This window comes from Bacillus sp. B1-b2 (assembly GCF_009183415.1).
In the GTDB taxonomy this organism is placed as follows: domain Bacteria; phylum Bacillota; class Bacilli; order Bacillales; family Cytobacillaceae; genus Niallia.
This window is the reverse complement of sequence record NZ_WEHU01000012.1, coordinates 38,323-51,140: the sequence shown is the minus strand read 5'-3', so window position 1 is coordinate 51,140 and position 12,818 is coordinate 38,323. Positions and strand designations below refer to the sequence as shown.

General features: G+C 33.6%; 13 protein-coding genes. 1 reads left to right on the top strand and 12 read right to left on the bottom strand.

The genetic code is table 11. From position 1 onward, the window contains the following. Window positions 1–30: 30 nt before the first annotated feature. The 6 genes from F9279_RS13245 to F9279_RS13220 form a co-directional block, all read right to left on the bottom strand. A complete protein-coding gene (locus F9279_RS13245; RefSeq protein ID WP_152113755.1) occupies window positions 31–1,119 on the bottom strand; it encodes a PTS fructose transporter subunit IIC in 1,089 nt (362 codons plus the stop codon). Between the two features lie 13 nt (window positions 1,120–1,132). Then, entirely contained in the window at window positions 1,133–1,447 is a 315-nt protein-coding gene (locus F9279_RS13240) for a PTS fructose transporter subunit IIB (protein WP_152113753.1), read from the bottom strand. 54 nt (window positions 1,448–1,501) lie between these two features. After that, a complete protein-coding gene (locus tag F9279_RS13235; protein ID WP_152113924.1) occupies window positions 1,502–1,972 on the bottom strand; it encodes a PTS sugar transporter subunit IIA in 471 nt (156 codons plus the stop codon). A gap of 53 nt (window positions 1,973–2,025) precedes the next feature. Continuing rightward, window positions 2,026–3,522 (bottom strand): BglG family transcription antiterminator, encoded by a 1,497-nt coding sequence (locus F9279_RS13230; RefSeq protein ID WP_193224564.1) that lies wholly within the window; start codon window positions 3,520–3,522, stop codon window positions 2,026–2,028. A 245-nt stretch (window positions 3,523–3,767) separates the two neighbouring features. Beyond that, the gene (locus F9279_RS13225; protein ID WP_152113749.1) at window positions 3,768–4,790 is read right to left on the bottom strand and encodes a DUF3231 family protein; all 1,023 of its coding nucleotides are present in this window, start codon (window positions 4,788–4,790) and stop codon (window positions 3,768–3,770) included. 114 nt (window positions 4,791–4,904) lie between these two features. Next, the gene (locus tag F9279_RS13220) at window positions 4,905–5,882 is read right to left on the bottom strand and encodes an LLM class flavin-dependent oxidoreductase (RefSeq protein WP_152113747.1); all 978 of its coding nucleotides are present in this window, start codon (window positions 5,880–5,882) and stop codon (window positions 4,905–4,907) included. Window positions 5,883–6,359: 477 nt separating this feature from the next. Here F9279_RS13220 and F9279_RS13215 point away from each other — a divergent pair, with 477 nt between their 5' ends. Further along, window positions 6,360–6,614: a hypothetical protein gene (locus tag F9279_RS13215; RefSeq protein WP_152113745.1), complete on the top strand. Its 255-nt coding sequence runs from the start codon at window positions 6,360–6,362 to the stop codon at window positions 6,612–6,614. Between the two features lie 265 nt (window positions 6,615–6,879). On the opposite strand, the gene F9279_RS13210 is transcribed toward F9279_RS13215, so the two are convergent. From F9279_RS13210 to F9279_RS13185, 6 genes are all read right to left on the bottom strand, one after another. Further along, on the bottom strand, window positions 6,880–7,011 hold the full coding sequence (locus F9279_RS13210; RefSeq protein ID WP_152113743.1) for a YuzL family protein: 132 nt from the start codon (window positions 7,009–7,011) through the stop codon (window positions 6,880–6,882). Between the two features lie 182 nt (window positions 7,012–7,193). Continuing rightward, window positions 7,194–8,582: an MFS transporter gene (locus tag F9279_RS13205; protein ID WP_152113741.1), complete on the bottom strand. Its 1,389-nt coding sequence runs from the start codon at window positions 8,580–8,582 to the stop codon at window positions 7,194–7,196. 519 nt (window positions 8,583–9,101) lie between these two features. Next, the gene (locus F9279_RS13200; RefSeq protein WP_152113739.1) at window positions 9,102–10,154 is read right to left on the bottom strand and encodes a Gfo/Idh/MocA family protein; all 1,053 of its coding nucleotides are present in this window, start codon (window positions 10,152–10,154) and stop codon (window positions 9,102–9,104) included. A gap of 16 nt (window positions 10,155–10,170) precedes the next feature. Beyond that, window positions 10,171–10,566: a DUF6379 domain-containing protein gene (locus F9279_RS13195; protein WP_152113737.1), complete on the bottom strand. Its 396-nt coding sequence runs from the start codon at window positions 10,564–10,566 to the stop codon at window positions 10,171–10,173. 3 nt (window positions 10,567–10,569) lie between these two features. Continuing rightward, window positions 10,570–11,571: a sugar phosphate isomerase/epimerase family protein gene (locus F9279_RS13190; RefSeq protein ID WP_152113735.1), complete on the bottom strand. Its 1,002-nt coding sequence runs from the start codon at window positions 11,569–11,571 to the stop codon at window positions 10,570–10,572. Between the two features lie 16 nt (window positions 11,572–11,587). Then, window positions 11,588–12,682, bottom strand: coding sequence for a Gfo/Idh/MocA family protein (locus F9279_RS13185; protein ID WP_152113733.1), 1,095 nt, complete (start codon window positions 12,680–12,682; stop codon window positions 11,588–11,590). Window positions 12,683–12,818: the final 136 nt, after the last annotated feature.

The window sequence follows — 12,818 nt, the reverse complement described above, 5'->3', positions numbered from 1 at the left end:
TGTTTATCTCTACTCCAAGCCATCTCCCTATCAAAAGGAAATCTTAACATCTGATAAATCTACTTCCTCTTCTTCCATTGAAGACTGATCTATTTCAGCAGCTGGCTCCTTTTTCCATAAAAACAACATCAGACCTGTAATCAAAGAGCCAATCAATAAAGCAACACAGAATAATAATGGGTTTGTCATTGCTGGGACAATAAACATTCCACCAGAAGGAACAGGTGAACCTACTCCCCACATCATCGAAAATCCTCCACCTATAGCAGCACCTAATGTACAAGACGTTACTACTCTCACAATGTCTACAGCTGCAATGGGAATAACACCTTCCGTAATCATACAAACACCCATTGGTAATGCAATTTTAATATTATCCTCTTCTGATTTTGTATATCTTTTCTTTCGGAATAGCTTAGAAAGCCCCCAAGAGATTGCGACACCAAAGGGAGGAACCATGGATGCCAATATTTTTACAGCCTCTGGTTCATAAATTCCTTCTAATAAAAGTCCATCTGCAAAAAGGGATGCCACCTTGTTTACAGGTCCCCCAAAGTCAAAGGCTGCCATCCCACCTAAAATTGCTCCAAAAACAAATCGCATGGAACCCTGCATACTTGTTAAGAAAGAAGTTAATCCATCTGTAGCCCAAACTATCGGTACTCCTAGCACGAAAAACATAAGTAATCCAATAACTAAACTCGAGATTAAAGGAATAATCATCATTGGCATTAATCCTTCTGCCCACTTTGGTACTTTTAAATTTTTTCTTAAGAATAAGACAAAATAACCAACTATGAATCCACCTAACATACCGCCTAAAAATCCAGCACCTATTGCATTCGCAATTAAGCCCATTAATAATCCTGGTGCGATACCAGGGCGATCTGCTATAGAATAAGCGATCGCCGCAGAGATGACAGGAGCTAGTAATCCCATTCCAAGGACTCCCAATGAGACAAGAGCTGATGGAATATCAAAGGATTCTTTATAATTTTCGATAACAGTACCACCAGTTAGATTTCCAATTGCGATTAATAAACCAGAAGCTACTACAAGCGGTAACATAAAACTAATGGCAGTTAATGCATGTCTTTTTATCTGAAGTTTTTTTAACATGTATAAGACCTCCTCACTGTTTTTTTAATTCAGCTTCAATCTTTTGATACAGTTGCTTCGGTGCTTTAATGGCAATATGAGTTGGAATCTCGACAATCTTCTTCCCTTTAAAGCGTTCTTTACCACTTATTTTAATATCAGCAGCAATAATGACTAAATCTGCTTCTTTAATTTCTTCCTTTGTTAGTTCATTTTCAATTCCAATAGTACCTTGTGTTTCAATTCGAACTTTATGACCTAATTCCTGACCAGCCTTGATTAATTTTTCTCTGGCAATATACGTATGAGCAATTCCTGATGTACAAGCTGAGATTCCTACAATATTCATATTCTAATCCCCCGTTTCATTTGATAAGCCTTCAGTAGATTTAGATAGTATTTTTTAACCATTTATAGAAAGTACTTCTAAAAATGCTTCTTTTGTTTGGAGTGTCTGAAATTTTTCCATGATTTCTTCATCAGCAAGAAGAATCGCTACTTTCTGAAGTAGCTTAATATGGGTAGTTGTTTTGTCAGAGTCTTTTACTGCAAATAAGATAATAAGATTTATTGGTTCTCCATCTAACGATTCCCATTCTACCTTGGTATTTGTCCTACCTATCACTATGGAAGTTTTTAACACATACTCCGATTTTCCATGAGGTATGGCAATCCCCTTTTCTAGCCCAGTTACTCCTTCATTTTCACGAAACATAACATCCCGTATAAAACCTTCTTCGTCAGAAATGCAACCGTTTACAAAAAGTATTTTTGTTAATTCTTCAATTACTTCTGTTTTAGTTGTTGCCTGTAAGTTTAATTCAATCAATTCTTTTGAAATAACCTTACTAAAATCTAAATTTTCCATGCTTATCTCCATCACCTTAACTCCTTATTGTTATTAATTTGTATTGTATTGAATAAAAACTATTGATTATAGTACTCCCGAATAAACTGATCAATTTTATACTTATCCTCGTGATTTAGAATGGGGCTCACAAGAATAGTAGGTTTATCAATAATACTGTGTCTTTTAACAGTTGAAATAACTAACTCAACATCCTCATAATCAGACTTTTTAATACGCTGCTGAGCAATAATTTTCTTAATATGGATATTAGGGAAATTACGTCTGATTTTCTCACTTAGAAGATGAGAAGATCCTATTCCACTTGTACACTCAATTAAAATTGGTATTTGATTAGCAAATCTATCATCATATGATATTTGAAAATAAAGGGTTATATAGCCAATTTCTTCGTCTGTAAAATCTCTATTGACCAGCCCTTCTTCTTTTAATTCTTGTGCACTTGTTTTAATAAACTCAAATATATAACTAAAATTAGCTTTAATCGATTTTAATATTGGATTTATAATATATATTTCATGGCTTATACGGTAAACCATCGCATGCATATGCAAAGTTAAGCGTTCTAATAATTCACTATCCTCTACAAAACGATATCCACTGTTTTCTGTCACTCTAGTGACCAAGGCTCTTGCCAAGTTAGTTACATCCTTACGCATATACGCCTCTGTATCTTCATTTAACAAGAAACGTGAATTTAATTTAAAAGCCTTTAAAATATAGTAAAGAGTATGAATATCTTCTTCTATTAACTTCATGTTATATAAAACTTCCATTTTTCTGACGATATCTTTTGTTATTTTGAAGATGGGACTACTTTGATCCATCTCTTCATATATCATGACATCTTTTATAAGAAGACGATGTTTCATTCCATGTTTTTCTATCATAGAAAGAAGGGAACAGAATAGTGTTAAATAATAAGGCTGATCTAAACTCATATCATGCTTAATTTGAATCTCGTGTAATATTCTTTTTATTTCATATAGCTTATTATTTTTCACTTGTATTCCTTTGAAGTGCTCTGGAATGTCGTATTGACGAAAGGGATCACCAATTTGGGTTAAATAACATTCAATGATGATGGCCATGAGACGATGAATAGAAAGTTGATCACCTTTAATATAAGTACCGTCACTATTTTTTTGTAGCTTCAAGTGATAGTTTTTCAGAATCTTATCAATATAATTAAAATCATGAAGAATGGAGCTTTGACTAACAAAATATCTTTCTGAAATCTTTTGAATAGAGGTTTTACAAGGTGCAATGGAAAGCAGGAATAACATTAAATTTAAACGTCTTTCTTCCGTGCAATCAAATGTATATGTTTCGAGGGTGTCAGTTTCACTATTTGATTCTAGATAATAACCTTGGTTTTCTCTTTTTACTAACCGACAATTTGTTAAAAGCATTTCCGATATTTGCTGCATATCTCGATAAATCGTTTTCGGGGAAACATAAACCATCTTAGCTAACTCTTTAGCCGTTACATATCGTTTCTCCTTTCTTAATATTTCGAGTATTCTTGTATGACGTTCGTGCATGTAGTCACTCACGTAAGCCATTCACCTCTTTTCTATACTCTCTATGTACATTATCTTATCAACTTGGAAGCGCATTCACAATTACAAAAATTATAAAATAATGATGTCCCTATTAGAATGACGTCATCTTCCATTGCTCAGAAAGAGCCTTATAAATATCTAAACTCATGCTTCTATTGGTTGAAAAGCATGAGTTCTCTTATCGCAAACAAAAACAAGCAAGCATGAAACAACTTACCCGTCTATTTTATCTCCATTTATAATTGTTTCTTCTCTTTTATTAACCGATCTTTATCCATTGTTCCAGGTGGCTGTTCAAGCCATTCGTTTTTAATCATTAAATAAGCTATGTCCTTTGCATATTGTGCAATTTCTAAAGATAGGCGTTCATAATTTACTATTAGATCACTTCTTTGACTAGCAGCTGCAGCGGCTGCATAATTTCCTGTACCTGCTGCAGTTAAAAAACCTTGATGAAAGATAATTAATCTATCCGAAAAAACCTGATCTGTTGAATTAGTAATAGAAACATCCGCTGATATTGGTGATTGTGTATCATTATCAATTAAAGTAGAAGTAAATATTTTTGTATGCTTCTCTGAGATATCTTTTCCTTGTATCATTAATTGTTGGACTTCTTTTCTTGGAGAAGATTGACCAAAGCTAGTACTTAACTTGGCCCCTATTAAATTGTTTTGGATATTCATATGTAAATGGCTTAACTCTACCGTATTGAGTGGACGTTTAGTTGAAAATGGGTTTAATCCACTCAAGTAGCTTTTGCTATCAACATAATCTGTCTCCTTTGGATAATCAATATATGGAGAGCGAATGAACATTCCCTTTTCAAGTAATACTTCGGAACTGTCCTCAAACAAATCTACTGTATGATGAAGTGCCTTCTTAAAAATAGTTCTTACATCTTTTCTAGCAGTCATAGATAGAAAACCACTATAGCCAAGCATTCCGGCTTTAGACATATGATTTAAATAGGTAAGCATAAAGGGGTCTGTATAAAGCCGTCCAGCTTGAATATTAACATCACTTTCTGTAAATCCATTTGGAATAGGGATATTCTCACTTTGAAACAAGTTTGTTAACTTTTCAAGGTGATTAGTAGAAATATCTAGCGCTAACTCAATAATTTGCTTTATTGCTATATCCTCCACATTATGTTGAAAATACCTTAGTATTTGAATGGACATACTATTGTTTAAGTAGGAAGTCCAAATAGACGCTATCTCTGATGAAGTAAGAAGAATGTTACTATTTTCATTCATTTTTGAACTCCTTTCAGCATTAAGATATTATTTTTATTTCTTATTTTAAACAAATGAATGAAAACTATTCTAAACATTTACCAAGCCTTACTACCAAAACCACTTATATTTTGATTAAAATAGCTCTGCCAATAATCTATAACTTTGTATTTTATCTTCAAACGAGTATACATTTGTGATAACCATAAATTCATCTGTCTGATAATACTCACTAAGGTGCATTAAATCCGCTTTTACTTTTTGCTTTGTTCCTACGATCATTCTTTTTCTATTCTCTTTTATTATTTTATGATCTTGTTCTATAAGTATAGTTTTCTTTGCATCTTCTGTACTAAGTATCTTTGTGCTTTTTCCCTTTGAAATAGCTAACAACCACAGATCCTGACTCAGCGCGAGTTCTTCTGCCTTCTCCATTGTTTCTGCACAAATAATAAAGATACAGATATTTGCTCTAGGCTTATTTAATGTTTGAGAAGCTTGGAAATGCTCATAATAATATTCTATAGCTCTCTTCCCATTTGCTGGAGCAATAAAATGACCGAATGTAAAAGCAGTTCCATTTTCTGCTGCTACCCTTGCACCTCTATGGGTAACACCAAGTAACCAAACGTCTGGAACTGTATTTGTTATTGGATAGGCTATCACTTCATTCGTTTCTTGATTATTATGCAAATAGCCTTGCAAATCCTTTAATTGTCTTGGAAACTCATTCAGGCTTTTACGAAGCCCATCAGTTAGTGCCAAACGGGTTTCTGCATTTCCTCCTGGAGATCTGCCTATTCCTAAGTTAATTCTACCTGGGAATAAAGCTTCTAATAGCTTGAAATTTTCAGCTACCTTATATGGACTATATTGTGGCAATAATACTCCGCCAGATCCTATTTTTATTTTGCTTGTTTTAGAGGCTATATGAGCAATAAGAATTTCAGGTGATGTACCCGCTATTCCGTCTGTATTATGGTGCTCTGCCACCCAAAAACGAACATAGCCAAGCTCCTCTGTTATTTGTGCCAATTTGACTGTATTTTGTAAAGTTTCTTGAGCAGATGCCCCCATGCTAATGACAGATTGATCTAGAACACTTAGTTTCATTTTCGCTCTCCTTTCAATATAATTATAATCATCATGACATATTCAATAACGTCTCTTATATTATTTTTTCCAATATATCATCAAAGAAAGAGAGAGTATATAAAAACACATGGAATACATCTAAGGGGTTCCGTTTAGGGAGAGAAAATAGCAAATAGCATTATAAATAGCAGGCTAATTCGCAGAAGAATTAGACCTGCTTTATTTGTTGTTATATCAATGTTTTTATACAATTTCGGGGTGAATAAGCACCTCAAATAGCACCTTAATTAACAAGCGTACAATAATTATTGTACAGCTAAAAAATGAGGTGCTAATTAGGGTGTTAAATGACTTGTCAATCCGCATCCTGTTCTTGTGGATATCAGCTTCTATTGAGGAATTGTGTGATACAATTGTAAATAAAGGATATTCCATTAAAGGGGAGGATTATTCAACAAGAGTGGAAATTTAAAATTTCATATTGGGGAGAGAGAGATGAAAGGATTAGTTTGGACTTTGATGCTTTTTTACTTACTCGTTACCGTATTTTGGGTAGCAAATTCACCATATTTATTTTCTCTGTGGGGAGTAATGGTATGGTTGATATCGATTTTGTTAGGTTTTATTGCTTTTAAGAAGATAAAAGAAAAAGAGATTATGAGGAAACTTATGTTATATTCAACATCCTTTATGGTGTTTTTGCTTATAGTAACAGGTTTAATACATTTAGCGGTTACTTCTATGCCGTAATTGATGTTCAACTAGCGGGGACTTTAACGGAATAAGAAGTTATTAAAGACATAAAAACCCAGAGTCATTAGTACTCTGGGTTTTTTACTGTTAAATATAGTGCTATTTACATCGTTATTTCTGCTGCTAAGTGGGGTGGGATTTAAGGTTTTCCCTCTCTCAACGGAACCCGTTAGAATACATCTCTAGGTTTTTTTAGTAATTATGCAAAAAATGACTCAAAAAAACAGGTGGATTGTGAAATCTCCACCTGTTTTCTTTCATACTAAGAACGTTTTTGTTTATTTCTTGAAGAATCTTCCTTCTTACTACCTGTCTCTCTTGTAGTAGTCCCTTGTCCTTCTACTTGAGATGAATTTAAACCAATTGTTGATGGATCTGCTTTTGTTTTTGCCATTGTACTCACCTCCAATTTTAGTTTTCCAAAAAAGAAGGATCTTATGATATCATTATCTGCACCATAAATTTAAGAAGGCAAGATATAATTTCTACAATAAGTACTAGTGAATTTTCTTAAATACAACAAGCCCCTTCTAATGAAGGTATTTGATCTTATAATTACTCAAAAAGTTATACCGGTTAAGATTGTATCCTTTTCTCTTCTAATTCTGCAACGATATCCTTATGAATGCTATCCAGCTTATAAAATGAAATAGCGATGATTTGCAGGATACTTATCAAAATAGGAATAAAGAAGTAACTAAAATTAATAGAGCTTTTAGCAAATCCACTTACATTCTCTGCATTATATCCAACAAGAGCCAATAAATATCCAACTACAGCTCCACCAATTGCCATTCCAACTTTAGTAGCAAAGCTGTAACCAGCATATAAGGTTCCTTCAGAACGCATACCAAACTTCCACTCATTATAGTCTACAGAGTCTGCTGTCATTCCAAAAACCGATCCTGCACCTATTCCATTGAATACATTAACTATGAAGTAAACGGTTACAAAAATGGCTGTTTGGCTAGAGAAAAACGGCAGTATGCACATTCCAGCAATAAAGATTCCTAGTGTTAGAATATTACCTTTTCTATGTCCAAATTTATTCAGAACAGGTGTTGTTATGGCAGCTGATACCAACATTGAAACATATAATAATGGCAACAGAATTGAAACCATTGCAGGATTACCCAATACTTGTATACAGTAATAAATTGTTATAGATACAACTGCGCCAATCTTAATAAATAGTAATAATGAGAACAACATGGTAGATACCCAAGGAGTATTTTTAAAAGCACTTTTATAAGTATTTCTTAAACTTTGCTTCTCTTTAGATGGAGCTATAACTTCCACATATCGCTCTTTACAGTTTTTAATGATTAATGTAAAAGCTATAATTCCTAAAATTGAATAAATAATTGCTGTGAAGAAGAAACCTCTTTGCTCGTCACCTTGGCCAAATGCTCCCACCAATGGCATTGTACATGCTGCCACTAATGTATTTCCTATTGCCATACCACCCATTCGGAAACTCGATAGTTGGTTTTTTTCACTTGAATCTCTTGTCATTAAAGGCATTAGTGCGCCGTAAGGAATGTTTACAACAGAATATAAGAGCCCCGTAATAATAAATGTAATATATGCATAAATAATCTTGCCTGAATCTGAAAAATCAAAGGATGTAAACGTTAATACATAAAAAAAACATAAAGGTAGTATCCCAAAAATAATATATGGCTTAGTCCTGCCCCATTTCGAATTAGTTCGATCAATAAATCCACCAATAACAGGATCTATGATTGCATCTAAAATTCTTGTAACAAGTAGCAATGTACCTGCTGCTGCAACCGGTACTAATGTAACATCTGTATAAAAGTATAATAAAAAACTTCCCACTAATCCCCAGATCATATTCGAAGCAAAATCACCGCTGCCATAACTCATTTTTTCTATCAGACTCATTTTTTTGCCATTAACTTGCGTCTTTGGTATTGAGATGATCTCTGCCTTATTATCCATTATAAAACACTCCTTATTAATTCTTTTAGATTCACTTATCTTTTACATCTCTCATTTCATCCGATTAGAATTTAAAGCATACTAAAACGCTTTTATTTCCCTTGTAATTATTCACCTTTTTTCTTTGGTATCCAAGCACATAATTATATTGATGATCCCCCTTTAGAATGTGAATTCGGTACTTGATTACTTTTATACTTAATAAAGTAATCAAGTAGATGACACTAGTTTGATTACGCTTTCATTTTAATACATCTTGCTTACTATCACTTCCTACTTTTTCACTTAGTAGTAATATCCATTTATTCATTTTCTCTGGAAATAAATGAACCAGCTACAGGGTTTAAAAAAGATTACGCAATAATTAATCTGTTCATAAAATTCATTCCTATAGTTTTTATTAGACTACTAGATATACAAAATGGCACCCAGTTATTTTCATAATCTGAGTGCCACTTATTTTACAAAATCGAAACTTCATTATAAAAAGTACCTCTATTTAATAAAAGAGTCAGCCTTCTAATACTCTACTGATTTCATTGTTTGTGCAGATTCTCTAGCCAGTTCCATTACTTTTAAAACTTTTCTAATCTGTTCAGGTTTTATCTCTAACTCTTCTTTCCCTTGAAAAGCTCGATAATAATTATCAAAGAACATTCGATGTTCGGTTTGTACCTCTGGTAATTCTTCAGTTACTAAACGGCCTTCAGGAGGAGGTCCAAACGAGCGAGTCGGTCCTGCATAAGACATGGTAATTTTTCCAGGTACATTCTTTAGAAGTTGAGAAGTTCTAGTGATATTTCCTTCTATATTGAATCCGTCAATATTTAAGCTCCCTTTATCTCCACCAATAAACCAGTGACGCTCAAACCACTTCTCTTTTGTAGACAGATAATAGGTACCTAACTCTAGTTGACCCGTAATTCCATTAGCAAATTTAATTATGATATGGAAGTAATCATCCACGTCTTTGTTAATGACATTCTTAATATCAGCAAAGACGGAAACAATCTCTGAATCAACTAAATTTAGTAACTGATCAATTAGATGAACGCCCCAATCATATAACATCCCTCCACCATACTCAGGAAATACATGCCAATCATGCATATTTCCATTAAACCCATAGAGGGTTGACTTTATGGTATAGACATCTCCTAAAGCCTGTTCTTTGTAAACCTTTTTAGCAGTTTGATAATCTTTATCCCATCGCCTTTGGTGATGAATAGTAAATCGAACATTCGCTTCTTTTGTAACTTCTACCATTTGATCAAATTCTTCTACATTCATTGCTGCAGGTTTCTCACAAATGATATCTTTCCCGTACTCAGCACTTTTCTTTACCATTTCTAAATGAAGATGGTTAGGAACAGCAATAATGACTGTATTTATTAATGAATTTGATAGCAATTCCTCTAATGAATCAAAAACTTTAATCTCTTCTTGAATATCTTCTGTCTGTTTAGCTTCTATATCGTACACACCAACTACCTCGGCATAATCAAGTTCGCTAAGCATATCTTTGTGACAATGCCCCATAAATCCGTAACCAATAATTCCAACATATAACATGAATTACAGCTCCTTTTTATTTAAGGACTTCCATTTCTAATGTTCTTGTTCCAGAGAATGGTACTGGAATATATGGCACCCTAGAGACTTGTGTAAGTTTAACTTTGTGTTTTCCTTCCGATAAACCACCTGGTTGTTTAACAAAGATAGTTCCTGGATCTCCATACTCCCATTTATAAGTAGTTACCGTTTCCATTTCATCTAATGTAAAGAAAGTTTCTCCATCTGGAGAGAATGCAATTTTCTCTCTTTCTACTGGTTGATCGTCCAACTCAATTTGGATATCATGAACCATGGATAATGGAATACCTCGATAATACGTAATAAATGTCTGCACTTGATAACCAATAACTTCATCATCTTTCACAACATTACTTAGAGTATTATCTTTCAACACATAATTATCAAACATGACTTATTCAACTCCTTCAATGCATTGTTTTAATAATTCCTGATGTTTGCGTACTTGAGATACAGCATCTACCTCTATTCCTGGTAAAGCAAAACGTCCACCTTCGTACTCACTTGCTATATATCCGTTATAATTCTTCGCTTTTAAGTAGTCAATTAACTCCTTATAAGGAATGGAATATTCCGTGCCATCTTCCATTATTTCAAAGAACTTTCCATGAAAGTGATAGATATAAGGCATGTATTCATCCATGACAGAGAAGTCATTTTGTTCATAGCCATCTGAGAATAATAAATACATTCTATCTGTTCCAGACTTAATTGCTTGGCGAATATTCTCTGGTAATACGTCTTCTGAGCTTTTCCCACGTGGATCTGATCCAGCTTCAAAAATGGAATCAATATATTCTGCAATTTCTTCCGACAATCCTTGATCTTTAAAGAATGCAGTTGATACTCTCGGATGTTTTTTGCAGAAGATACCTGTATCAACAACTAAACCACAATAAGGAGATTTCAACTTCAGCATGATATCTATATATGCTTTTGTCTTTGGATGATCAAAACCCATTCCTGCGTGGATTTCCTGAGCTATTGCTACATCTAATTCTTCACATAATGGTATGGCAGCTTCTATAATATCTGCAGGAGTAGCTGAAACTAAACGAATTAATTTTATGCCTAATTTATGTGCTAAACGTATCTCATCTTTTAGTTGATCTAGATTTTCACTCTGCGTTCTTTCTCGATTTTTATATAAATTTGTGTTAATGAATATATCATTACATACAGGGTCTACTTGGTATTTTCGAACTAAATGTCTAAAATCTTTAATATCTTCCTCAGAAACAAAAGGTGCATTTTTCAACATCTGATCACTAATAATTTCTACACCTTCTACCCCTAATTCACTTAATTCCTTCATGCAATCTTCGAGATTTAATTTGCCACGTACATATTCATCTTGATAACTGTAAAGACTTACAGCTCTTTTAATTCTTGCCATAATGATCCCCTCCTTCTTATAGTTCCACTACTTTACCAGTTTCTGCAGATTTATAAATTGCTTCTAGAATCTGAGTAACTACTAAGGCTTGTTCAGGTTTTACTAAGGGCTCAGTATCATTTATAATTGCATCTACCCATTGAATAGCTTCTGCATCACGTTGCTCTAATTTTCCACCTTCGAATCCAAATACACCGCCAGCATCAGAAGGCTTCGTTTCTTCCAACTGGTTATGTGCAGCTTTATTGAATACCACATAACCTCTATCAATAAATGCCTGGCCAAACATCTCCGCTCCACCCTCTGTACCGCATAGTGTAACTTGAGCTTCTTTTGGATTAATCATATTTAATGCCCATGCTGCTTCCAAGAAAATCGTAGCACCATTTTCCATTTTAATAAGACCAAATGCAGAATCTTCCGTTTCAAATGTTTCTGGGTTCCAAGGACCGAACATATTAGCCTCTGGATTGTTTTTTAGTTTTGCATAAGTAGAACCTAATACTGTTTTAGGCTTATAATTGTCCATATACCAAAGTGTAAGATCCAGTGCATGTGTACCAATATCAATTAATGTCCCTCCACCTTGCTTTTCTTTATCAGGAAATACTCCCCAAGTTGGAACACCTTTACGACGTACAGCATGTGCTTTAGCAAAGTAAACTTCACCTAATTCACCTTTTTGACAAGCATCATAAGTTGCTAGAGAATCTGCTCTAAATCTATTTTGATATCCAATTGTTAATTTCTTTCCTGTCCGTTTTGCCGCATCTAACATTTTCTTTCCTTCTTCATAATTAATTGCCATTGGTTTTTCACACATTACATGTTTTCCAGCTTCTAATGAATCTACTGTAATAAATGAATGAGAGATATTTGGTGTTAAAACATGTATAACATCAATAGACTCATCTTTTAATACTTCTTTATAATCTTCCGTTACTAAAGAGTTTTCTACACCATATTCAGCAGCTGCCTTTTCAGCACGTTCCAAGATAACATCACAGAAGGCTACAATTTCTACTTTATCTTTCAATTTTGCTAATGCAGGCAAATGTTTTGTATTGGCAATTCCTCCACAACCTATTATTCCGAATTTCAACTTTTTCATATATTAATGTCCCCTTCTATTTGAAAGTGTTTACAATTTAGATTTTAATGGATTTCTAAGGAAACTTCTTATTCATATTTGATGAAAACTTCTGTTTTATTTAACTATTTAACAAAATAATAAAATAAAAAGGATA